Source organism: Chryseobacterium sp. RR2-3-20 (genome assembly GCF_017808115.1).
GTDB classification, from domain to species: domain Bacteria; phylum Bacteroidota; class Bacteroidia; order Flavobacteriales; family Weeksellaceae; genus Chryseobacterium; species Chryseobacterium oryzae.
Map to the genome: position 1 here is coordinate 1 of NZ_JADQBD010000013.1, position 22,963 is coordinate 22,963.

The 22,963-nt window shown below is 33.1% G+C and carries 22 protein-coding genes; 4 read left to right on the forward strand and 18 right to left on the reverse strand.

Translation table 11 applies throughout. From position 1 onward, the window contains the following. Window positions 1-237: 237 nt before the first annotated feature. The gene (locus IV513_RS05140; protein WP_209389441.1) at window positions 238-627 is read right to left on the reverse strand and encodes a hypothetical protein; all 390 of its coding nucleotides are present in this window, start codon (window positions 625-627) and stop codon (window positions 238-240) included. A 237-nt stretch (window positions 628-864) separates the two neighbouring features. On the opposite strand from IV513_RS05140, the gene mfd reads away from it, so the two are divergent. The 3 genes from mfd to pth all read left to right on the forward strand — a co-directional run bounded on the left by mfd (window position 865) and on the right by pth (window position 6,038). Next, a complete protein-coding gene (mfd, locus tag IV513_RS05145; RefSeq protein ID WP_209389442.1) occupies window positions 865-4,227 on the forward strand; it encodes a transcription-repair coupling factor in 3,363 nt (1,120 codons plus the stop codon). Between the two features lie 212 nt (window positions 4,228-4,439). Next, window positions 4,440-5,387 (forward strand): hypothetical protein, encoded by a 948-nt coding sequence (locus IV513_RS05150; RefSeq protein ID WP_243576366.1) that lies wholly within the window; start codon window positions 4,440-4,442, stop codon window positions 5,385-5,387. An 87-nt stretch (window positions 5,388-5,474) separates the two neighbouring features. After that, window positions 5,475-6,038 (forward strand): aminoacyl-tRNA hydrolase, encoded by a 564-nt coding sequence (pth, locus tag IV513_RS05155; RefSeq protein WP_209389443.1) that lies wholly within the window; start codon window positions 5,475-5,477, stop codon window positions 6,036-6,038. Window positions 6,039-6,569: 531 nt separating this feature from the next. Here the strand turns inward: pth and IV513_RS05160 are convergent. The 15 genes from IV513_RS05160 to IV513_RS05230 form a co-directional block, all read right to left on the reverse strand. Continuing rightward, window positions 6,570-7,205, reverse strand: coding sequence for a carbonic anhydrase family protein (locus IV513_RS05160; protein ID WP_209389444.1), 636 nt, complete (start codon window positions 7,203-7,205; stop codon window positions 6,570-6,572). A 29-nt stretch (window positions 7,206-7,234) separates the two neighbouring features. After that, complete coding sequence (locus tag IV513_RS05165; protein WP_209389445.1) at window positions 7,235-8,830, reverse strand: SulP family inorganic anion transporter; 1,596 nt, start codon at window positions 8,828-8,830, stop codon at window positions 7,235-7,237. A 142-nt stretch (window positions 8,831-8,972) separates the two neighbouring features. After that, entirely contained in the window at window positions 8,973-9,275 is a 303-nt protein-coding gene (locus IV513_RS05170) for a hypothetical protein (protein ID WP_209389446.1), read from the reverse strand. A gap of 19 nt (window positions 9,276-9,294) precedes the next feature. Next, window positions 9,295-9,963 (reverse strand): carbonic anhydrase, encoded by a 669-nt coding sequence (locus tag IV513_RS05175; RefSeq protein WP_209389447.1) that lies wholly within the window; start codon window positions 9,961-9,963, stop codon window positions 9,295-9,297. A 131-nt stretch (window positions 9,964-10,094) separates the two neighbouring features. Continuing rightward, window positions 10,095-10,652, reverse strand: a complete 558-nt coding sequence (locus IV513_RS05180; RefSeq protein WP_209389448.1) for a serine acetyltransferase — start codon at window positions 10,650-10,652, stop codon at window positions 10,095-10,097. Between the two features lie 31 nt (window positions 10,653-10,683). After that, entirely contained in the window at window positions 10,684-11,835 is a 1,152-nt protein-coding gene (locus IV513_RS05185) for a glycosyltransferase (RefSeq protein ID WP_209389449.1), read from the reverse strand. Window positions 11,836-11,844: 9 nt separating this feature from the next. Continuing rightward, window positions 11,845-12,741, reverse strand: a complete 897-nt coding sequence (locus IV513_RS05190) for a glycosyltransferase family A protein (RefSeq protein WP_209389450.1) — start codon at window positions 12,739-12,741, stop codon at window positions 11,845-11,847. Then, complete coding sequence (locus IV513_RS05195; RefSeq protein ID WP_245168867.1) at window positions 12,738-13,886, reverse strand: glycosyltransferase; 1,149 nt, start codon at window positions 13,884-13,886, stop codon at window positions 12,738-12,740. Before IV513_RS05195 ends, IV513_RS05190 begins: the two co-directional genes overlap by 4 nt. A gap of 10 nt (window positions 13,887-13,896) precedes the next feature. Further along, window positions 13,897-14,703, reverse strand: coding sequence for a glycosyltransferase family 2 protein (locus IV513_RS05200; protein ID WP_209389451.1), 807 nt, complete (start codon window positions 14,701-14,703; stop codon window positions 13,897-13,899). Between the two features lie 13 nt (window positions 14,704-14,716). After that, window positions 14,717-15,601, reverse strand: coding sequence for a glycosyltransferase (locus tag IV513_RS05205; protein ID WP_209389452.1), 885 nt, complete (start codon window positions 15,599-15,601; stop codon window positions 14,717-14,719). Then, the gene (locus tag IV513_RS05210; protein WP_209389453.1) at window positions 15,591-16,157 is read right to left on the reverse strand and encodes a GNAT family N-acetyltransferase; all 567 of its coding nucleotides are present in this window, start codon (window positions 16,155-16,157) and stop codon (window positions 15,591-15,593) included. The genes IV513_RS05205 and IV513_RS05210 overlap by 11 nt, the downstream gene beginning before the upstream one ends. A 3-nt stretch (window positions 16,158-16,160) precedes the next feature. Then, window positions 16,161-17,123, reverse strand: coding sequence for a hypothetical protein (locus tag IV513_RS05215; RefSeq protein ID WP_209389454.1), 963 nt, complete (start codon window positions 17,121-17,123; stop codon window positions 16,161-16,163). A gap of 1 nt (window position 17,124) precedes the next feature. Continuing rightward, the gene (locus IV513_RS05220; protein ID WP_209389455.1) at window positions 17,125-17,850 is read right to left on the reverse strand and encodes a WbqC family protein; all 726 of its coding nucleotides are present in this window, start codon (window positions 17,848-17,850) and stop codon (window positions 17,125-17,127) included. Window position 17,851: 1 nt separating this feature from the next. Further along, window positions 17,852-18,934, reverse strand: a complete 1,083-nt coding sequence (locus tag IV513_RS05225; protein ID WP_209389456.1) for a DegT/DnrJ/EryC1/StrS aminotransferase family protein — start codon at window positions 18,932-18,934, stop codon at window positions 17,852-17,854. 33 nt (window positions 18,935-18,967) lie between these two features. Then, the gene (locus IV513_RS05230; protein ID WP_209389457.1) at window positions 18,968-19,534 is read right to left on the reverse strand and encodes a DapH/DapD/GlmU-related protein; all 567 of its coding nucleotides are present in this window, start codon (window positions 19,532-19,534) and stop codon (window positions 18,968-18,970) included. Window positions 19,535-19,604: 70 nt separating this feature from the next. Here IV513_RS05230 and IV513_RS05235 point away from each other — a divergent pair, with 70 nt between their 5' ends. Beyond that, on the forward strand, window positions 19,605-20,612 hold the full coding sequence (locus IV513_RS05235; protein WP_209389458.1) for a glycosyltransferase: 1,008 nt from the start codon (window positions 19,605-19,607) through the stop codon (window positions 20,610-20,612). A gap of 4 nt (window positions 20,613-20,616) precedes the next feature. On the opposite strand, the gene IV513_RS05240 is transcribed toward IV513_RS05235, so the two are convergent. After that, window positions 20,617-21,633, reverse strand: a complete 1,017-nt coding sequence (locus IV513_RS05240) for a glycosyltransferase family A protein (protein ID WP_209389459.1) — start codon at window positions 21,631-21,633, stop codon at window positions 20,617-20,619. A gap of 12 nt (window positions 21,634-21,645) precedes the next feature. Further along, window positions 21,646-22,332 (reverse strand): NAD-dependent epimerase/dehydratase family protein, encoded by a 687-nt coding sequence (locus IV513_RS05245; protein ID WP_209389460.1) that lies wholly within the window; start codon window positions 22,330-22,332, stop codon window positions 21,646-21,648. Window positions 22,333-22,963 lie beyond the last annotated feature (631 nt).

Below are 22,963 nucleotides of genomic sequence, written 5' to 3' on the forward strand. Positions count from 1 at the left end.
TCATCTACAAGCTAAATCGAAGATATTTTGGAGATAGCCTCTTTGAAAGGCTTATTATTGCTAACATTACAGGGTTATGATTAAAAACGGATAATCAAAGTAAATTTAGATAAAATTTCAATAGAAAAAATTTAATTTCATTTTCTTAACCAAATTTTATAACATATTAAGATTTGCTGTAACTAAAAAATCCATCGTCAAATATGAGATGGATTTTCATGTATCAAGAATGTTTTATTATCTGGTGCAATTGGCTGTCCAAGTTTTACCGTCAGCTTTATAGAACATTTTTAATTCTTTATTGTCTATTCTTACATATACTAAAGCATTAGATCCCACCATTACCAAAGAATTATCTCCTTGTTTTTCAAATTGAAGACCGTTCAGATCGGGAATGCTGTTAGAGAATCGGAAGTTGTATTTTGTTCCGCTGGCGATTTTTGTAACAAAAACTTCTCCGTTATCCGTAGCAATATCGTTAGAACTGTCTTTGTAAGATATACTGCCTTTGTAAGTGCCTGCAAAAAAATCGTTATCTGCAGGATCGTCGTCTCTACTGCATGAAGTGATCGAAGTTAAAGCAAATAGAAGTACGAAGACTCCTAAAATTTTGAATACATTTTTCATAATATTTATTTTTTCGGTTAGTGGTATAGGGTTTTCAAATTGTATGCCTAAAAAATATTTTGGTTTACTTTTTTAACTTAAATTCTAATATTTTGGTTGAATTTTAAGATGATTTCTATACATCGGCTCTTTTTTGGAAAATCTTATCATTTTAAAATAAACTGTTACCTTTGTATGATATTTGCACGGTTTCGGGAAGTTCTCCGAAATCGTTTTTGTCGTTTTTACAAATTATCTATGCAGTTAAAAAACATCAGCGAAAAATTTTTGCCCGATTTGTTAAAAAAAGAATTTGGAAAAGAAATTTTACATTCTTTAGAAAATAATACTCATCTTTCAGTAAAGGGTAGTGCAGGTTCTGCTTCTTCTGTTTTTGCGGCAGAAGTTTTCCTTACCCAGAACAAAACGGTTCTTTTTCTCTTGGATGAAAAAGAAGAGGCATTGTATGCAAATACAGAAATGGAAGATTTGCTCGGTAATGAAAATGTACTTTATTTTCCGGCGACTCACCTTGAACCTTATCAAATCGAGAAAACACAGAATGCAAATCTTGTTTTGCGAACCGAAGTTCTCAATAAAATAAATTCTGAAAAGTCGCCTAAAGTAATTGTGGCTTTCATGGGTGCTTTATCTGAAAAAGTTCTTAAAAAAGAAGATTTTAAAGCCATTTCGCATCATATAAAAACCGGAGATCATCTGGATTTTGATTTTGTTGATGAACTGTTGAACCATTATCAGTTCCAGCAGACCGATTTTGTTTCCGAACCCGGAGAATTTTCTGCTCGAGGCGGGATTGTAGATGTTTTTTCTTTTTCCAACGAAAAGCCTTACAGAATTACATTTTTCGGCAACGAAGTAGAAAGTATAAAAACTTTTGATATAGAAACTCAGCTTTCAGTAGATAAAGTAGACGGTTTTCAGTTGGTTTCCAATATGAATTTCTCGGTTTCGGGTACAAAGGTTTCTTTACTGGAAATTCTACCTCAAGATTCGGTAATTATTTCTAAAAATGTGGTAGTCGGGCTTCAGAAAATTAAATCTTTCTACGAAAAAGCATTAGAGAAATATGAAGGTTTAAATAAAGATATTTCTCACAGAACTCCGCAGGAACTTTTTATTTCGGATGAAGAGTTTTTGTTTGATTATAAGAAATTCAAAACAATCGATTTCAGTAGTGTAGGTATAGAAAATTTGAAATCGACTGAATTAAAATTAAGCCAAACCACTCAGCCTTCTTTCCATAAGAATTTTGAAATGCTCATCGAAAATCTCCGAGAGAAACATGATGATGGCTACGATTTATGGATTTCTTTTTCCACAGAAAAGCAAAAAGACAGACTCGAATCTATTTTTGAAGAACTGGGACATCAAATTTCTTTTAAAAGCTTTAAATCTGAACTGCATGAAGGGTTTTTAGATCAGGATCATAAAATTCTGGTGTATACCGATCATCAGATTTTCGACCGTTACCAAAGGTACAAAGCAAAAAATGCTTTTGCGAAATCTGAGCAGTTAACATTGAAGGATTTAATGTCTTTAAAAGTGGGAGATTATATTGCACATATCGACCATGGAATTGGTAAATTCATGGGATTGGTGAAAGTAAATAATGATGGAAAAATCCAGGAATGTTTCAAACTTACCTATAAAAATGGAGATTTACTCTATGTAAGTATTCATTCTTTACACAAAATTTCCAAATACAACGGCCCAGACGGAAAAGAAGTTGTTTTAAGTAAACTGGGATCTCCTGCCTGGAAATCTTTAAAACAGAAAACCAAAGCCAAAGTTAAACAGATTGCTTTCGACCTGATAAAACTTTATGCCGAAAGAAAAACAGCAAGAGGCTTTGCTTTCAGTCCGGATTCTTATCTGCAGAATGAGTTGGAGGCAAGCTTTGTCTACGAAGATACTCCCGATCAGGAAAAAGCGACCATCGATGTGAAAAATGATATGGAAAATGAAGGCGTTATGGATCGTTTGGTATGTGGTGATGTAGGTTTTGGTAAAACTGAAGTTGCTATTAGAGCTGCTTTTAAAGCTGCAACCGATGGAAAGCAGGTGGCGGTTTTGGTTCCTACCACAATTTTGGCGTTTCAGCATTACAGAAGCTTTAAAGAAAGACTGAAAGATTTTCCTGTTAATATTTCTTATATGAACCGCTTCCGAACTGCAAAACAGAAAAATGAAACGATTGAAGGTTTAAAAAACGGGAAACTGGATATTGTGATTGGTACACATCAACTCACATCAGAAAAAATTAAATTTAAAGATTTAGGATTACTCATTATAGATGAAGAACATAAGTTTGGTGTTGCGGTAAAAGATAAACTTAAAACGTTAAAAAGTAATATTGATACGCTTACTCTTACAGCCACACCCATTCCGCGAACACTTCAGTTTTCTTTAATGGCAGCGAGAGATTTGTCGGTCATTAAAACTCCTCCGCCAAACAGACAGCCTGTAGATACTCAGATTATTGGCTTTAATGAAGAAATTATTCGCGATGCGGTGTCTTATGAACTTCAAAGAGACGGTCAGGTATATTTTATCAATAACAGAGTAGAAAACCTGAAAGATATTGCAGGGCTTATTCAACGGTTGGTTCCGGATGCAAAAGTTATTACGGGTCACGGACAAATGGATGGTAAACAGCTTGAGCAGAATGTACTCGATTTTATGGATGGGAAATATGATGTTTTGGTTTCTACCACCATTGTAGAAAGTGGAGTAGATGTTCCTAATGCCAATACTATTTTCATTAATGATGCACAGCGTTTTGGGATGGCAGATCTCCACCAGATGAGAGGAAGAGTAGGACGAAGCAACAGAAAAGCGTTTTGCTACCTTATTACTCCGCCTTTTGATATGATGACTTCCGATGCCAGAAAAAGACTTGAAGCGATAGAACAGTTTTCGGATTTGGGCAGCGGATTTCAAATTGCGATGAAGGATTTGGAAATTCGTGGAGCCGGTGATTTGTTGGGTGGCGAACAGAGCGGATTTATCAATGAAATGGGTTTCGAAACCTATCAGAAACTTATGCAGGAAGCATTGGAAGAACTTAAAGATGATAAAGATTTTGAAAATTTATTCGAAAATGAAGAGGAAAGACAAAAACTATTCAAATCGGTAAAAGAAGTAAATATTGATACAGATTTGGAACTGATGTTACCCGATTCTTACGTTTCCAGCACTGAAGAGAGATTGCAGCTTTACCAAAAACTGGCAGAAATCGACAACGAAAAAGATCTTCATCAATTTGAATCTGAACTTAAAGACCGTTTTGGAGATTTGCCTGATGAAGCTGTTAATTTACTGAAAAGTGTTGCGCTGAAATGGCTCGCTGCCGAAATAGGTTTTGAAAAAATAGTGATGAAAAACGGTATATTCTTAGGGTATTTTCCGGGAAATCCTCAGGATAAATTTTATCAGACCGATAAATTCAGACATATTATTTCTTATCTTACTCAAAACCCCGCAAAAGCTCAACTGAAAGAAAAAGTGGCTAAAGATGGCAATCAGCTTATGATGCGAAAAGATAAAGTGAAAAATGTAGATGAAGTAAATGTTTTGCTGAAATCTATTTTGGGAATATGATAATGAAGAGCTTTTTACTTGTAACGTGAAAATTCTTAATCAGCCTAATTTCCGAATGAGATATTTATTTGGTTGATTTTCAGATTTATGCGCGTGAAGTAAATACGTAGGTAGGAAAACTTATTTACCAAGCTTTATCATTTATTTTTTATTGTATTTTTTGCGATAATATCTGCAAAAAGATAGTTTTTATACAAAAAAAAATTATATTTGTGGAAAATTATATAATCCATTTAGAAATGAAAAGACTTTTCTACTTTGTTTTACTGATAGCAGGTTTGTCATCTGTAAATTCTTGTAAAGATCTCACCAATGAGGAAGGTGATCCGCTTTTGGATTTGAACCCAAATACAGGTCTTGTTGGACCGAGAGCTTTGTCCAGAGAAGTTACAGACGCAGGAACTATTGCAGAATATCAGTACAGTGGTCTTCTTTTAACGAAAGTTCTTACAGAAAAAGGCTCTGTAACTCAGATTGAGTACAGCGGCGATAAAATAAGTAAAGTAACTTTTAACGGTTATCTGGATTCTGATGGTGATGGTGTTTTGGATACCGACAGTACTTCTTATACCCAACAGTACACATACGGAAATTTAGGAAAGCTTACTTTAATTTCTGAAAATAGAACTGTTTACAGAAAAGCTTCGGGAACACCGCCTCAACCATGGGTAGTTTTCTCTAAAACAAAATCTATATATACCTTAACGTACAGTTCTACTACTGGAAAACTGGCTACAATCTTGAAAAAAGACGGTCCGGATGCTGGAGGAAGTTCTTTTGCATATACCGATTATTCAAGAGCAACTTTCAGTTATTTAGGAGATAATGTTTCTTCAACTTTAAAGGAAATTGGGGTTATTAACGGAAGTACCTTAAATGCTCCAACAGAGAAGTATAATTTTGAATTTTTGAATTATGATTCCAACATAAATGCATATACTTTACTGCCTTTCGAATATAAAGTTTCTGTGCTAATTTCTACAGAGATTAATGACGACAGAAGTTTAATTTTATCACCAAATAACCCTAAAAGAGTTTCTATTACAGATTTAATGGTTCCTATTCCTACGCCGGTTGTTTTTTCAACCAATTACAGATACGATCCTCAAACGTATGTAACTCAAGGTTTCATGGTGAATTATTTTTACAAACCGATGTAATATCAACTAAAATATTTTTTAAACTCAATCCTGTTAGGGTTGAGTTTTTTGTTGAATAAGACTTAATTTTGCAAAAAAAATAAATTCATGAAGTATTTAATTGTCGGTTTAGGTAATAAAGGAACTGAATATGAAAATACCCGTCACAATATAGGTTTTAAAGTTGCCGATAAAATCGCAGAAAATTTAGAAGCACCTTTTAACAGTACCAATTTTGGCTGGATGGCAGAAGGTAAATATAAAGGAAGAAAAGTTCTGGTTCTGAAGCCCGATACCTATATGAATCTATCTGGAAATGCTGTAAAATACTGGATGCAGAAAGAGAATATCCCAATGGAGAATATCTTGGTAATTACGGATGATCTTGTATTGCCATTTGGTACACTACGCATGAAAATGAAAGGTTCTGATGCAGGACACAACGGATTAAAAAATATACAGGAAGTTTTGCAAAGCCAAAATTATGCAAGGCTGCGTTTTGGAATTTCTGCTGAATTTGCCGAAGGAAAACAGGTAGACTATGTTTTAGGTGTTTGGAATACCGAAGAAAGCGAGAAACTGCCGGAAAGAATAGATAAGTTTGCCAAAGCCAGTCTTTCTTTTGTTTTTGCAGGAATTAATAATACCATGTCTTCGTTTAACGGCAAATAGTTGTTGTAAAACTAGTTAGCCCTTTTCATTTGAATGCATAAAATAGATAATAGTTAATATTTGTAAATAAATATATTAAAATAAAGAGAACAGCAATAAAAATACATAGATTACTGAACCATGTATATTTAGTTTTCTTTAGATGTTGACCAAAAAGCTTCATAATCCAAAAAGATAAAGGGGCTAAAGTCAACATAAATGATATTTTCAAACTGCCTTTTTAAAATAAGCCATCCACATCTCCAAATACAATATATGTTGTGATTATAACCGAAATATAAAAACTAACGGTAAAAACTATTGTATTTAATAACCAGTAAAGCCAATATTGGCGGATGTTTCTTGTGAGTTTTAAACAGAAATATGTTATGAGCAGAGCAAATCCAAGACTCACAGCTGCCATTAAGCCTAAGAGGAAAATCATCGTTTTGTGTCTTTAATTTGGTAAATCTAGAAAAAAATTTTTACAAAATAATAAGTCGGAAATCATATTTCCGACTTATTGCAATTTTATGTTTTAAATAAAAACTCTTATAACCAGTTTACAACGCCCGTTTCGACATCATAATTGGCTCCTACGATTTTTATTTTCCCTTCAGTTTCCAATTTCTTAAGAGTTGAACTCTGTTTGCGGATATCCTGAATGGCATTCAGAACATTATGCTGATTAAGCTTTTCTAAAAGCTCGGCATTTTTAGAAGAACGTTCTTCACCGTCTTCAATAATTCTATTGATGATAGGATCGAAATGGCTGATAAGATGGTTAAGATTATCCATACCCATGCTTTCGATTTCGGCAGCATCAAGTCCGCCCTTTAATGCTCCACATTTTGTGTGTCCCAAAACTACGATAAGCTTAGAGCCTGCAACGTTGCATCCAAATTCCATTGATCCTAAAATATCCTGATTGACAAAATTACCGGCAATTCGGATACTGAAAATATCTCCCAACCCTTGGTCGAATATCAATTCTGCAGAAGTACGGCTGTCGATACAGCTCAAAACAACAGCAAAAGGCCACTGTCCTTCTCTTGTTGCATTTACCTGTCCTAAAAGGTCTCTGTTTGCTTTTAAATTATTAACAAATCTTTCATTACCTTCTTTAAGAAAATTAAGTGCTTTTTCCGGAGTAATAGTAGATTGGGTTTCTGATGTATGTGCTTTCATATTTTTATTCTTATTTTTTTTGAAATTAATTAAATTGCTTCATTGTGTGTAATTACGATGTGAGAATCTTCGTTGCTCTCGTAATCTCTGTATGATGTTTTAAATCCTAAAAGTTCCACGTTAATATCATCTTCTTTAGCTCTGATATTGGCAAAGTCCTGAATCATTTCTAAAACATCCGTTGCGATATAAGATGTTTCTGTTGCGTCAATTGTAATATTAGAATTAGGTTTAATATTTTTAAGAGTCTTCTTAATAGCTGCTTTGTTTAGAAAAGAAACTTCTTCTGCCAGTTTTATTTTAATACCATTGGCATTGCTCAGCTTTTCCCTGCTTAAATAGTATGCCCGTTTCATATTTCCCTGTAATATATAGAAAATAGAGATGGCTAAACCTATTCCTACTCCTTTCAGTAAATCGGTTGCCACAATAGCAATCACTGTTGCTACAAACGGGATGAACTGATACTTTCCTAAATGCCAGAAATGTTTGAAAGTTGCCGGCTTTGCCAGTTTATATCCTACCAAAAGTAATACCGCAGCAAGCGTAGCTAAAGGAATTAAATTCAGCAGGAAAGGAATTGTAAGAACGCAAACCAAAAGTAAAACACCATGAATCATTGCAGATACTTTAGACGTTGCTCCTGCATTAGCGTTTGCAGAACTTCTTACCACAACCGAGGTCATCGGAAGTCCACCAATAAATGAGCTTACCAGATTCCCTATTCCCTGTGCTTTAAGTTCGAGGTTGGTGTCCGTTATTCTTCTCTGAACATCCAGCCTGTCGGAAGCTTCAATACATAATAACGTTTCAACCGAAGCAACTACGGCAATGGTTCCACCGGCAAGCCATACTTTAGAATTGGTAAATCCGGAGAAGTCTGGTAATGTTATGAGATTTTTAAAGTCTTCCAGAGATTTTGGAACCGGAAGAGGAACCAAATGCTCTTTACCAATGGCAAGCGAACTTCCTGTAGATTTGAATAACTCATTAAGTAAAATACCAACAGCTACGGCTACCAAAGCTCCGGGAAGCATTTTCATTCGCTTTAAAAATGTTATATGATCCCACGCTAGAAGAATTCCGATAGATACTAATGTAATTACCACTGCTCCAGGTTGTATTGCTCCTAAAAGTTCGGTAAAGTAGTTGAAGTTTAATACATTATCGAATATAGATTCGTGACCTTCATAATCTTTGTCAAAACCTACAGCATGAGGAATCTGTTTTAAAATAATGATGATCCCGATACCGGCAAGCATACCTTCTATAACATTGTTAGGGAAATAGTTCGAAATACTTCCTGCACGTATAAAGCCTAAAACCAATTGAATGAGTCCAGCGATAATTCCCGCACATAGAAAGAGTTCGAACGCTCCGAGGTCTGTAATTGCCGTTAAAACAATAGCAGTAAGACCAGCAGCCGGTCCCGAAACTGAGATATTGGAGTTACTGATTGCCCCAACAACAAGTCCGCCAATAATCCCGGAAATAATTCCGGATAATGGTGGTGCTCCCGAAGCAAGTGCAATACCAAGACAAAGTGGAAGCGCAACTAAAAATACTACGAGACCTGAAGGGAAATTTTCTTTAATCCCTCCAAATAATGATTTTGATTTTTTCATGATGATTGAAAAATGCTAAAATAATCCGACGAACTTTATGGTATTATAAGCCCGCTGAAATAAATTAAATTGTGGAAATTTAAGGAATGCATAATCCTCATAACCTGTAAATAAAGGTGATGAAAATTATATGTAAAGAAAATTACGCTTCTGGGGGAGGCGAGAATATCGTTAAAAGAGGAGAGAGATGAGAGGCATCATCAATCAGGATAAAAGGTTTTTCTTCCAGATCATTTTCGAAAAATTTCAGGAAGTCGTGTACGTTTAAAGTCTTAGGTAATGTTTTTTCAAACATCGTGAAAAGCGAAGAATACTGGGAGTGAGGCTCTTCCTCATTAAGCATTACATTTGTTTTGGGAATTTCCCATCCTGCCATAACAGCAATGCTTGGCAAAGCTGTAAAGTTTAGCATAAACAGTAATGTAACAATACTCCAGAATTTCATTTACTTAGTTTTAGACAAATTATTTTGTCTTTCGGCTCATTACCCAATCGGATCCCGTCAGGTTGTATATTTTTTGAATGTCTTTTAATATTTCTTCAAAATTAATCTTCAAATCGATAATTTTTCCGCTTCTGAGATCGAAAACCCAACCATGAACAACGGGATACTCCTCAAGGATATATCTTTCCTGAACACAAGCCATTTTAATGACGTTAATACACTGTTCCTGAACGTTAAGTTCTACCAGTTTATCATAACGTTTTCCTTCATCTTCTATAGAATCAAGTTCTTCCTGATGTAATCTGTACACATCACGGATGTTTCGGAGCCACGGATTCAGAAGTCCTAAATCCTGAGAAGTCATAGCAGCTTTTACACCGCCACAGTTGTAATGTCCACAAACCACTATGTGATTTACTTTTAAATGTTCCACCGCATACTGAATGACAGCAGTAGAGCTCATGTCTAAAGTATTTACCACATTGGCAATGTTTCTATGAACGAAAACTTCTCCCGGCTTAGCTCCCATCAGCTCTTCAGCAGTTGCTCTACTATCTGAACATCCTATATAAAGATATTCAGGATTTTGAGTTTTTGCAAGCTCCTCGAAAAACTTAGGATTATCTGCAATCTTAGATTCTACCCATTTTTTGTTATTTTCAAAAATATGGTCGTAAGAAGATGTCATAGTTTAAATTTTAGAATTATTCATTTAGTTTAATAACTTCGGGAAGTTGATAGATTAAATCAATAATCATACAAATATATTAATTTTGAATCAGCTTTAATAGTTTTTAACAAAATTTAATACTGAAAAATTTAGATGAGGTTATTAATGTATCCTTCTGTAGCATTAGGATTAGTATATATTTGAGCCGGATTTCCCACCACAACAGAATCGTTTGGAACATCGAAATTTATATAAGCATTCGGAGCGATTAATACATTGTTTCCAATGGTTATTCCGCCCACAATTACCGCATTTGGGCCTATCCAGACTTGGTTTCCTACGATTGGGAAGCCTTTTTTGTTTCCTCTGTTTTGCTGCCCTATTGTTACTCCTTGTGCAATATTGCAGTTTTTCCCGATTTTTACTTTTGGGTTAATGACCAGACTTCCCCAATGTCCTAAGTAAAAACCTTCTCCGATTTCTGTTTCAGGATAAATTTGAAATCCGTATTTAATTTGAAAATGCCTCAAGATAAGTCTCCAGTAAAATCCTAAAATCGGAGTTTTGCTGTATTGCTGAGTTTTTCTGAAAATATATATAAAATGAAGATTGGGACTGATGCATTTTTTTAACATCTGTAGCGTTGAAAGCCATTTCCCGCTCTCTCTGTAAAAATCTTTCTGTAATGTTGAGTGATGATCTGTCATAAAAAACAAATTTAAATCTTTAAGGTAAAAATCAGAGCTTATTGAGAATGTCTGTAATATCTTTTACGGATTTTTCCAGAGTAAATGGCTTGGTGTAACTTTTCATTCTTATGGTGTAATTCTCGAAAAGAGTAGGGTTTACCAAGGCTTTTTTCATTCCCTCGTAAATTCCTTTTTCAGAATTGTCTACGATTAATCCTAAACTGCCATTGTCTAACATTTCTTTTACACCCGAAACTTCTGTTGCGATAATTTTTTTTTGAAGAGTAATGGCTTCAAATAAAACCGTAGGAAATCCTTCATATCGGGAACTCAGAATGTAAAAATCTGCATTTTTAAAATATGGATAAGGGTTTTCTGTAAAGCCTAAAAGTGTGGCTGTATCATCAACTCCCAATTCATTTTTCAAATTTTTGATTTTTTCAAAATCGTACCCATCTCCTACAATCAGCAATTTATGTTGAAATCCTTCTTCTAAAAGTTTTTTATGAACATTGAGAAGCCTGTCGAATCCTTTTTGCGGAAAAACAGTTCCTACAGAAATAAATGTGGGAATATTTTTATCAAATGCATAATTGATTACCGGTTTCTCTGCCTCAGTTAAGATTTCGTGTGTGTCTAAAGGATTGTAGATTTTTATTATTTTTTGTTTTTCAGCAATATTTTCTACCAAATCGTGAAAAAGTTTTTCAATTTTTTGAGAAATAACTAAGATTTTATCAAAGCCAAAAAACTTTTTAATTTCATCGTTATTATAGCCTTGTACCTCCGAAAGATCATTGTGAATCCAGACAATTTTTTTGGACGACTGCAAAGGAGAATTTAATATTTCGTCCCTCATGCCGTGGATGGCGGCAAATTCTATATCGTATTTTTTGTTCTGAAGTTTTCTTTTATAAAGTAAATTCGGGAATTTTCTCAATAAATTTTGATAAATAACGCGAGATGCCTTTTTAGGAATATCCTGAATTCGGTTTGTGGTAATCATTTCTCCTTTGTTGAGGTACAAAACATTTATCCAGTTGGGAACTTCCTGCAAATATTTCCCCGAATAAAGGTTTAAAAGTAAATCGATTTCAAATTGATCCTTGGGGAGATTCTTCAAAAAAGTAACGAGTACTTTTTCTGCACCACCATGGCGAAGAGAACCAATACGAATAAGAATTTTCTTTTTTTGATGCATTCAATTATTTTATATAAATTTTGAAAACGGATACAGCAAAGTAGCTAAAATCCTGATGGTATTTGATTGAATATCAGAAATAATCATTCTGTAAGATCTCTTGTCTTTTTGAGAAAATTTCAGATATCCACCTATATTTCTAATGATTGTTTTTGGATGTGTCCATAATTTGGAACTATAGGTATTCAAAAAAGCTTTGTAATTTTCTGCAAGTCCGAAAGCATTTTTATCGTCATAGAATTGGTTTGCAAGGGATTGATTGTCATTTTCATCGCGGTAATAGATTCTGCTTACCTTATTTACGCAGTAATGAAAACCTAATTTGTCGAACTGAAACTGAAAAACACCCTCCGGAATGAAGCCTTTTCCGGAAAGATTTTCAAAATCTATTTTCATTTTTTTATAAACTTCAATTTTACCCATTCCCCATTTATCACCTTTCACCTTAAATTTGTATCGCATATCAAAAATACTGCAAATAAGTGGTTCGTACGGAAATTGATCTCCAACAATAAATCCTTTTTGATCCTGACATAATGTGGAAACAAAAACTATTTCCTCTTTATTATTAATGCTTTGCCATGTTTTTACTAAAAACTCTAATGCATCGTGCATTAATGCGTCATCGGAGTCTAATGGAGAAAAATATTTTCCTTTTGCGAGGTGTATTCCTTTAAAAAAAGTGAGAAATTTATGCTGATTTTCCTGATGATAATACCTGATATCGAACTCTGCCTGTTTTTTAAAATTTTCTATAAGCAATTCTGTTTTATCCGTAGAGCCGTCATCAATGATAAGCCACTCAAAGTTTTTGAAAGTCTGTTTTTGCAAAGATTCAAACACGCGTGGCAAAGTGTGGGCTCTGTTGTATGTTGGAGTGAGAATGGTTACTAAAGGTGAATTCATTGTTTCAGCTTAAATTGTTCTTCAAAAACATTTGCTAATTGTTTGTGAATTTGTTCATTGTCGAATTTTCGAACCGAGAATTTAGAATTCTCTTTCAATTTTTCCGGTAATGCAGTATGAGTAAGAAAAAGTTTCATGCCTTCGTAGATAGAGTCTTCTGTGGGTTCTGTAAGATATCCGTCATAATTATGCTCAATCATTTCGGGAATTCCGCCGACATTTGTACTTAATATCGGAATTTCAAGTCCCATTACTTCTCCAATAGTTAGCGGATAAGATTCGGATTCTGATGGAAGCACAAAATAATCTGAGTTTTTTATATAAGGATAAGGATTTATTTGGCTGTCTAATAAAATAAATGTTTCCTCAACATTAAGTTCTTTTGCCTGAGCCTTTAAATTTTCCATTTCCCCGCCGCCTCCAATTACTGCAATAGAGTGCATGTAGCCTTCATCTAAAAGTCTTTTGTGAATGTTCATCAACGTATGATAGTTTTTCCGGCTATGAAGCCTTCCCATAGATGAAAATACGGGATGTACATCGTAAGATACAGGAAATTTCAATGACTTTTCTTTTGCTGCATCAATTTTAATGGCATTATAAATTACAGAGCTGTTGGGATATTCTATATGGTAAAGATCTTTAATAATATCTCTCGTCTGCTTTGATCCGAAAATAACCCAATCGAATTTCTTCAGACTGTTGATGCGATACATTACACGATCCTTATTCGGGTCGTACGAAACATCGGTATGGAACCATCCTATTTTTCTTGATGGAATAGGGCTTTTCAAAACCGAATCGAAATCTGTATAACCCGGTGCAATTTCGATGTCGTAATCTTTTTTGATGTAATCTCTGTAAAGAGCTTTTGGATTTTTTCTGTAATACCAAAGAATGAAGGCTCTTTTCGCAAGCTGGAGATTTCTTATCCAGCGATTAGAACTCATGTCTTCCCGTCCTTTTTGTATGCTGATAACTTTTATATCGCTGGGAATTTCATTTCTAAGCTCCCCTTGGAAAATAGTTAATAATAAAGTTACATCAAACACCTCTCGCGGAAGATTTTGTAATAAATCTAAAATAAGCCATTCTACTCCTCCCATTTCCATCGAGCGATGGCGAATAAGTATTTTAATCTTCATATAGTGAATTTTAGCTCAGTTTTTTTATCACTCTGTTAAAAAAAGTGTTTTGTTTCTCATAGATAAATTTTGGAAGATTGGGTATATCATCAATTTTCTTTCCGTAAAGAGTGTTTAGATTTCTACGTTTTGTAGCACTCAGAATTACTTGATGCCAATTATCTTCTTTTATTTTCGATTTTTCTTGAGTGTGAGAAAGACCGTTGTCGTGAATTCTATAAAAATATAATGCTTCCGGAATGAACTGTATTTCTCCAATTTCATATAGCTGTAGATACAAATCCATATCTTCTGCTATTTTCAAATCGGGATTAATTCCTGTGATTTTTTCATAGGCACTTTTTCTAAATGTAAAAAAATGCGAAATTTCGAACTGAATATTAAAAAATAATGGATTTGCTTTTTTTACTTTATAGGTATTGGGGAATATTTTTTTGAAATTTAAATTTTCATCACATATATTAATTTTGGAATAAGTAGCAATAACTTCTTTTGTGAAATAACAATCTATAGATTTTTTAATTGCATGATGAGTGAGAGCGTCATCTGGATCCACAAAGCCACAAATTTGCCCATTTGCGAAGTCTACCAATTTCTTTTTAGTGTATCCAACACCTTTATTTTCTGGGTTTCTGTAAATTGTGAAACGATTATCATTGCCAATAAGATTTTGTAAATTTTCGTAGGATTCATCCGTAGAACAATCATCCAGAATTATTACTTCAAAATTTCCATAGCTTTGGTTAATAATGCTTTGATAGCAGTCTTTAAAAAGTGTAAAATTATTATAATGAGCAATAAGTAGAGAGAACAGCATTGTAGAGGTAAATTTAAGAAGAATGTGAGAAATAATATTTTATATAGTTGAACGCTTTAAAATTATATTTGGATAAATAATATTTAAATAATTTATAACCTTGATGATTTATGTGTGATTGAATTAGGGGTTTGTATTTTCCATCAAAAATAACAGATAAATAATTTAAATGTCTGAATAGTTTTTCATAATAAGTAATAGATTTTTCTTTATTGGTAAAACTATTATTGTTAATTCTGTAGACAGAAGTATAGTCTTCTAGTCCAATTAATTCTCCTTTATTAGCTAGAACTAAAAATAAAATAATATCTCCAAATATAATGTCTGGATGAGAAAGTATCTCATAATCCTTTTCAGTAAAAGAATTTATAAATAATGTACTGGCAGTAGGAATTAACCATTGATTAAGCAAATCTGTATCTTTATATGTTTTGCTTTCAACGTTAGATATTTTATCATTTATTGCAATGAGGTCATCATTCAAAACTTTAGCATTAGTAAAACACAGGCTATAATTTGGGTTGGCATTGAGGATATCTACTTGTTTTTGAATCTTATTCTCATCAATCCAATAATCATCACCTTCTAAAGCAGCGATATATTTGCCTTCTAAAGCCTTGAAAAGATCCTTATTATTTTGAGTTGCTCCAACATTTTTATTTTGTAATAGCAACTTGATAATTTTTGGATATTTTTTTTGATAATCCAAAATGATGTTTCTGGTATTGTCTGTAGAATGATCTTCCGCGATAACAATCTGAATAGAAAAATTGGTTTTTTGAATTAACGCACTTTCAATAGCCTTTTCAATATAGTCTTCATGATTATAAGCTAACATAGCTACGCTTACCATTGGATTAGGGAGGGTATTGTCTATAATAGTATAGCTATTGCTCATTATTCCAATAATTAGTATTTGAGATTAGTTCATTGTAATCATTTTTAGTAACTCCCACTATTTTTTTGTCCCAAAATCTGTTATGTCTAAAATACCATTCTCTTTGTATGCCTTCATCCTTCCATCCGCATTTTTTTACATAGACGCCATAAGAGGGTGCATTATAATCTATGATAGATCCGTCTAAACGATTGAGTCCTAATTCTTCAAAAGCATATCTCATGATAGTCATAATCGTATCTACAGCGTGGCCTTTTCCTCGAATATCTTTGTCACCAAGCAGCATACCATGGTGTGCATTTTTATCTTTCCAATTGATATCTACCAGATTAGCAGTGCCAATTAGCCCAAGTTCATCGGTGTCTATTGCAAACCTCTGATTGAGCGATGAAACCGAAAGGCTTTCAAACCACTTTTGTTGATCTTTTTTACTGCTAGGAAAGTGCCAACCTCCAATCATATTATTAATTTCGGGATCATTAGCCCATTTATGAAGTAATTCTAGATCTTCTTGTTCTATTGCTCTTAATCTGATTTTTTTTCCTGCGATATTCATGTCTTAAATATTGGTTTGTATTAAAGTTAAAGTTTTTTTCATATCTTGCTCTGTATATCTTTGGTCTATTGGTAATGCAATAATTTCATTGGTGAGATGATAAGAATTTTTATCTTTATCACACCAGTTCAAAACATTCGGCCAATAGGTTGCACAATATATTTTTTCTGAGATTAATTTTTCTTTGATTTTTTTTGCATTTTTTGTTCTAAAAGGATACACCATTGGCACGTCTGATGAGTCAAGGCTTATTTTTAATCCATTCTTAAAACTTAAATTTTGATCCAATATCGCAAAATTTTCCTTTCTTTTTTTTGCAACCTCTTCAAAGTTAACAGAGGCTAGGATGCTTTTAGATATATTAGACATTTGTTTGATTGCTTGGTTTTCTAATGATTTATCATTTTTAGAAAAATCAAAATATCCCTCTTCAGCAGAAAGATCTATCCGTTTTAATAAGTGAGCCATGCGCTCATAACTGTAATCTTGTTCAAAATGAAGATCTAAATTATTATTGCAAGACAATAGACCACCATCAGCTATGCCTATAAATTTCCGTGGAGAGTAAAAAGATCCGATACAATCTGTTATTTGTGCAAATAATGCTTGCGCATTATCTACTATCATATTGGGGATTTTGGTGCTAAGATTTTTTATGAAATTGGTTTTAAGACCAAAATAATTAGTCATTAAGAAAGCTGTATTTTCGGGCATTTTTTCAAAATCAAATAGAGGTTCTAAATGATCATCTACATCATAAAACTCAAATGCAATGTTCAACTTATGGAGAGGCTCTAGCATTACCTCACAGGTGTAATAAGGCAAATATACGTTACTGAAGTTAGAAACTTTTAATATGTGCTCAAAACAATTGCGTGCTGTATTGAGGTGTACAAAATCTTTAAAAAGATAATCTTCTTTAGGAGAGAGCTCTAGTCCAAAATAGCCTCCAATAGCTTTATCCATACTATATTAATTCAAACTGATCTAACATCACATTAATCTCATCAGGTGTATTAAACATTAAAACATCTAAAATGGATAGACCTAGTTCATAAGGTTCTCTTTTTTGATTGTATGGTGTTATCTGTATTTTTTGAAAGGACAACTCTATGTCTTGAGATGCATATTTTGATCTGTCAAAAAAATCGAGGCCGCCGATTGGGTTAATGTAATGTATTTTGTTAGTTGTATTTTTACTAATTGTTTTGCAGATATTTAATGCCCATTCGTCAGCCGCTTGAGGTTCTTCAATATTAAGACCCATATCCGAGAAGACAGGTAATTCTTTTGGAAAACCAAGGTATTTGCAGATCTCTTCTAAAGAAATTTTGTTAAGTGTGACGATGTCCTCATATGTTCTAGAAAATATACTATCTATAAGCGCCATCACTTTATAATAATGTGGTGCAATCTTTTTATAGGGTTGCAGTTGTGACTTTATCTTTGATTTCCAGTCTTTTGTGTTGTCTATTAGACAGTTCTTTATTTTGGTGTGGCGGCTATTATTTTTGATTAATGGGACTTGTATATAGAGCCAACCCTCATTCTGCTTTAAGATTCTATTTCTTTCAATCCATCCGTGTGTAATAAATTGCACAGGATCAAATAATATAAATAGATCAACATGCTTTATCAGGCTAATATAGCCAATGTAAGGCATGAAATAAGGTTGCATAATGGCTACTTTCATTTTAATTATTTTGAATTCTTAATAAATGTCTAGCGATTAAATCTACTTCTTCTAGCGTGAGATCATAATACAAAGGCAGGCATAGCACGCGTCTTGCAATATTGTCGGTAATTTCTAGTTCTTGTTTTTCTAAATAATGCAAAGAGTTAGCTAGAGAAGGGTAAAAATAGCGTCTGGTAAAAATCTCGTGGGCATTTAACTGCTCTATGCATTTTAGCATGAAGGCTTCAGACTCAAAAATGATTGGGTAATACGAATAGTTGTTTTCAGAATTACTATGCCAGATTGGTCTAACCGCTTTTAGGTTTTTAAGTTTTTCATCATAGCGTAATGTTAATTCTTTTCTTTTTTGATGAATACTATCGATGTACTTTAGATTGGCTAAGCCCATAGCCGCGTGAAATTCTGAGTTTTTACCGTTAATGCCTAACTCGGCAAAGTTTTCTGGACCATCAAAACCAAAATTACGGATGTAAGCTAGCTTTTTTAAAAGATTGGGATCCTTTGTGATAAGCAAGCCGCCTTCTGTAGAATGGTAGAGTTTAGTAGCATGAAGAGAGCATGTGGAGATATCACCATAGTCAAAAATAGATCGGCCATTAATCTCCACACCAAAAGCATGTGCGGCGTCATAGATGACTTTGAGATTATATTTTTTGGCGATTCTTTCAATTTTTTCGACATCGCAAGGATTTCCGTAAACGTGCGTGGCTAATATAGCCGAGGTCTTTTCCGTTATAGAAACTTCGATTTTATCAGCATCAATATTAAGCGAGTTTTTGTCAATATCCACAAAGACAGGCTTACAGTTTTCCCAGACAATGCAGCTTGTGGTGGCAATAAAAGAAAATGGTGTAGTAATAATTTCTCCGGTTAAATCAAGGGCTTTAATCGCCATTTGTATAGCCACGGTACCATTAGTAACAAAAAGCAGGTGATTAACTTTAAGAAAATCCTTTAGTCTTAATTCTAAATCGTTGGCCAAGGGTCCCATATTGGTAAGCCATTGTCTTTTCCAAATGCCTTCCAGGTAAGATTGATAAATTGGTAAAGGAGGTAAAAAAGGTTTATTTACGAGAATCATATTTGTATTTTATTATTAAGATATAAGAAAATGTCACTTAATATCTTTAATAAGGTATTCCTGTTTGTTAATAATTACAGAATTTGCAGGAACATCTTTGTGAATAACGCAACCCGCTCCCAAAATAACATTATCTCCAATCGTTACATCTTTAAGGATAATTACGTTTGCACCCGTCCATACGTTATTTCCGATTTTAATTTTTCCTATATTGAAATCGGTCTTGGCAACAGAAAAAGGATTTTTGGTATATTGATGGTTGTGGTCGAAAATTTTCATACCTTCTCCCAGAATACAGTTTTTCCCAATCTCTACTTCTCCCAAACAAGAAATTGTTGCTCTTGTAATGTAAGTTTCATCACCAATAGAGAACTTTGCATTGGGTTTTACAGTAATGAAATTTGAACTGTTGATAAAAACGTTTTTTCCGAAATTAAATATTGCTTTTTCTGAGATATCAAGAATATTACCAGATCCCAATCTAAATGAAGGGTCTATTATACTTTTCTCAGTAAAAAAAAGATCTCGTTTTTTTGCGTTGATACAACTGTTGAAGAAATTTTGAAATTTTATAAAAAAGAAACCTGCTGTCTTTTTCATCTAAAAATGTTTAGTCAAAAGTATTAAATATTCTTCATACTTTTGCTATTTTTCAAGACCAAAACGACTGATGGATAAAAATAAACCTTTAGTAAGTATTAGTATTCCCATTTTTAAATGTGAGAAATACATCTGGAGATGCTTAAAATCTGTAGAAAAGCAGACATATAAGAATATTGAAGTTATATTGGTTAACGACTGTACGCCGGATGAAAGTATGAAGATTGTTAAAGATTTTATACAGGAGAATCCTTCACTCAATATCAAAGTTTTGGAGCATGAAAAAAACTCGGGGTTGTCTGTGGTGAGAAATTCCGGTATTAATGCGTCTTCAGGTGATTATATTTATTTCTTAGACAGTGACGATGAAATTACTGAAGAATGTATCGAATTATTGGTAAACGATGCGGTAAAGACCAATGCCCAAATAACAGTAGCCCAAAACCGCTGGATTAATACTTTTGATAATACAACTAAAGATTTCGGTTTTCCAACCAATGCTGCAAAAAAAAAATACTCTAACCGACTGGAAATTTTCTCCGAATACAGTAACGGCGGTTTTCCTTCATCTTCATGGAATAAATTAATTAAAAAAGATTTTATTGTAGAGAACAAAATCTACTTTGTTCCCGGGCTGTACGCACAAGACGAACTTTGGTTCTTTCATCTTTTGCTTAAAACAGATTCTTTAGCCGTAATAGACGATATTACTTATCTGTACTATCTGCATGGAGAATCGGTTATTTTCAATAGAACTAAAAGGAATTTCGAAAACTTTCTAACTATTTTAGAATACTTTACCACGGCTTACCGGAATGAAAAAAACATCAAACTAAAACGTCTTATTAAGAACAAAATTATACTCTTCAAAGAAATGGTTCTTATTATGCAATGGAAAGCACTAAAGGATAAAAACTATCTTCAGACTAATATCGATAGAATGCAAAAACTTACCAGATTAAGTTTCGCCGATTATTTTAGTTCTGAATACAGCAGCGACGTTAAAAAGAAGAATTTATTCCAAAATATACCATCGGCTTTTGCGGCGAAATTATTTATTTACCGTTTTGAAAGGTAATATTTTATTTTTTGAATCTATAATAGAGAAATAAGAAACTGAAATTTGAAAGCAAAATAGAATTGTAAGCCTTACTCAATCCTTTAAACTGAGTTTTAACTTCATTTTTATCTAAATTTTTGTAAGAATTTTTGATTCTATTAAACTGAATGTGCCTTTCTTCAGCTGTCATTTCATGAGAAAAATGATGAAAAATTTTGATGGCATTCACCAGATTTTTATACGCAACAAATTCAAAAATTGATTTTCGGTCTTCATAAATATTCTTCTCTTTAAAAATATTTCTGAGCAGTACATCTGTTCGCACAAGATCTATTTTTTTAATGGACAATTTTTTTGCGGAAGAATCTGGATGAATAAAATGGGTATAAACGGCATTGCAGTTCCCGATCATAGAGGCTTCTTCAAAGATGAGCCGCTCAACAATCTCATCGGCATTTAAAAGTGGCTCTGTAAAAGAAAAAGAATGAGATTTGAACGTTTTTGCCCGATAAAGTCCTCTTATATGAATGTCGTAACGCCCTACAGTGTCGTGTATAATTTGTTTCCCTGAAAATTCTTTATATTCAAATTTCTTATCCAACGAATCCTCATGATAAATATTATTTATACTTTTTATTTTTCCGTCTGTAAATTGAGTAACTACAATGGGGGTTACAATGTCGAGATTTGGATGCTCTAAAAAAGTTTGATAACACTTCTCAACAGTATCCGGATCAATCACATCATCATGATCGAATAAAAAAATGAATTTTCCTGAAGCTTTTTCCTGTCCGTAAGCTTTGGAGTATTGTGCATATTTTTGGTTTTCTTTCGTATAAATTTTTATTCTGGAATCATGCTTTGCAAATACTTTCAATTCCGCAAGTGTAGAATCTGTAGAACCATCGTTAACGCATACAAATTCGATGTTTTTATAGGTCTGATGAAGCAGACAGTTCATAGACGATTGTACGAAATCGCCCAGCTGAACAGAGTTGTAATACGTTGTAATTACGGATATAAGAGGTAAATCTTGCATGGGATCTTTGTGTTAAACTACAGAATAGTATTTTTTGAGAATATTTTTTAAATAAATTTCTTTGCTTGTTAAAACATTTTCTGCAAAATAAGATTCGAGATCGGTAATGTTGATGTCGTATCCCGACCCACTTTTAATGAGATGAATATCAATTTTCTTATGGTAAAACTGCTCAATAATCTCCAGAATTTCTATAATCGTATAGTTTTGGGGATATGCAATATTTACAATTTTATTTAATTCTTGATTTTCAAGTAAGCTCAATGTTATTTTTTTGATGTCATCTGCATCAATAAGGTTTCTTGTGGCTTTGGTGTGCACATTAATCGTTTCTCCTGCCCGAACAGACCGGGTTAGATAATTCATCAATAAATTTGGATTTCCGCCATTCCCTACGGCATTACTTACTCTTAAAATAAGATAATCAGTGCACGAATTCTTTACAATTTGCTCCATTTTCAGTTTGTGTAGAACATAGTCGCTTCCTGTTTTGGAAGAATCATAAATACTGCAAGTTGAAAAATAAACAAAAATGGTATCGGGGTTTTCAGAAATGGTTTTGTGAATGAGGTTTTCTTCCCGTAGAAATTCTTCTTTTCTTGTCTCCATTGAATTTGAAACACCAGATGCAAAGAACATGACATTTTTTAAGTCATTTTCTTTAAAAAGCGAGGCAATAAGTCCGTTTCCTATAATCATTTAAAAATAATCTGATATGCGTAAAGATGAAAGTACAATAAATAATATGAAATTACTGACTATTAAAATCTCCATCATTTTTCTACCCTTTATCTGTTGCGAATTTAAAAAAATACCCATGAAAAAAAAGTAGTAAAACGGAAATAGCAGTCTTATATTTAAAACATCTAATTTTGTGAAAAAATATGTTATCCATAAAAATGCAAGATAAAAAATAGATATAAATATGAAATTTGTATTTACCTGTAAGCTTTTATTTAAAAGAACCTGTAATCTTTTTTTGTAAATAAAAATTAAAGTAATAAAAATTAGGATAACAATGATGTATGGCATTCTCCCAAACAAATTTGAAAAAAGAGGATTAAATGCCTGTAAAGTATTGAAAAAACTTAATCTAAGATTCAACTTTACTTCGCCCAATGCTTCTCTGTTTCCTGTTAAAAAACCAGTGAGAAGATAATTCAAAAACAAATAAATGGAACTAGCTACAATACTGAAAAATGACCATATCGTTAAGTTTTTATAAGTTTTACTTCTACTGATGTAATATTTCACGGCAGATATTAATAATAAGCCTAGTGAAATAGAAATTAATGAATATTTTGTTAAAAAGAGTAAAAAAAGCAATAAG

Excerpts from the sequence above, each read along its gene's own strand:
- IV513_RS05225 (WP_209389456.1), bottom strand. The coding sequence starts at position 18,934 with ATGATTCTCGTAAATAAACCTTTTTTACCTCCTTTACCAATTTATCAA.
- IV513_RS05215 (WP_209389454.1), bottom strand. The coding sequence starts at position 17,123 with ATGGATAAAGCTATTGGAGGCTATTTTGGACTAGAGCTCTCTCCTAAA.
- IV513_RS05235 (WP_209389458.1), top strand. The coding sequence starts at position 19,605 with ATGGATAAAAATAAACCTTTAGTAAGTATTAGTATTCCCATTTTTAAA.
- IV513_RS05200 (WP_209389451.1), bottom strand. The coding sequence starts at position 14,703 with ATGCTGTTCTCTCTACTTATTGCTCATTATAATAATTTTACACTTTTT.
- IV513_RS05165 (WP_209389445.1), bottom strand. The coding sequence starts at position 8,830 with ATGAAAAAATCAAAATCATTATTTGGAGGGATTAAAGAAAATTTCCCT.
- IV513_RS05195 (WP_245168867.1), bottom strand. The coding sequence starts at position 13,886 with ATGAAGATTAAAATACTTATTCGCCATCGCTCGATGGAAATGGGAGGA.
- IV513_RS05205 (WP_209389452.1), bottom strand. The coding sequence starts at position 15,601 with ATGAGCAATAGCTATACTATTATAGACAATACCCTCCCTAATCCAATG.
- IV513_RS05175 (WP_209389447.1), bottom strand. The coding sequence starts at position 9,963 with ATGACATCTTCTTACGACCATATTTTTGAAAATAACAAAAAATGGGTA.
- IV513_RS05220 (WP_209389455.1), bottom strand. The coding sequence starts at position 17,850 with ATGAAAGTAGCCATTATGCAACCTTATTTCATGCCTTACATTGGCTAT.
- IV513_RS05180 (WP_209389448.1), bottom strand. The coding sequence starts at position 10,652 with ATGACAGATCATCACTCAACATTACAGAAAGATTTTTACAGAGAGAGC.
- IV513_RS05140 (WP_209389441.1), bottom strand. The coding sequence starts at position 627 with ATGAAAAATGTATTCAAAATTTTAGGAGTCTTCGTACTTCTATTTGCT.
- IV513_RS05190 (WP_209389450.1), bottom strand. The coding sequence starts at position 12,741 with ATGAATTCACCTTTAGTAACCATTCTCACTCCAACATACAACAGAGCC.
- IV513_RS05185 (WP_209389449.1), bottom strand. The coding sequence starts at position 11,835 with ATGCATCAAAAAAAGAAAATTCTTATTCGTATTGGTTCTCTTCGCCAT.
- IV513_RS05245 (WP_209389460.1), bottom strand. The coding sequence starts at position 22,332 with ATGATTATAGGAAACGGACTTATTGCCTCGCTTTTTAAAGAAAATGAC.
- IV513_RS05230 (WP_209389457.1), bottom strand. The coding sequence starts at position 19,534 with ATGAAAAAGACAGCAGGTTTCTTTTTTATAAAATTTCAAAATTTCTTC.
- mfd (WP_209389442.1), top strand. The coding sequence starts at position 865 with ATGCAGTTAAAAAACATCAGCGAAAAATTTTTGCCCGATTTGTTAAAA.
- IV513_RS05170 (WP_209389446.1), bottom strand. The coding sequence starts at position 9,275 with ATGAAATTCTGGAGTATTGTTACATTACTGTTTATGCTAAACTTTACA.
- pth (WP_209389443.1), top strand. The coding sequence starts at position 5,475 with ATGAAGTATTTAATTGTCGGTTTAGGTAATAAAGGAACTGAATATGAA.
- IV513_RS05210 (WP_209389453.1), bottom strand. The coding sequence starts at position 16,157 with ATGAATATCGCAGGAAAAAAAATCAGATTAAGAGCAATAGAACAAGAA.
- IV513_RS05240 (WP_209389459.1), bottom strand. The coding sequence starts at position 21,633 with ATGCAAGATTTACCTCTTATATCCGTAATTACAACGTATTACAACTCT.
- IV513_RS05160 (WP_209389444.1), bottom strand. The coding sequence starts at position 7,205 with ATGAAAGCACATACATCAGAAACCCAATCTACTATTACTCCGGAAAAA.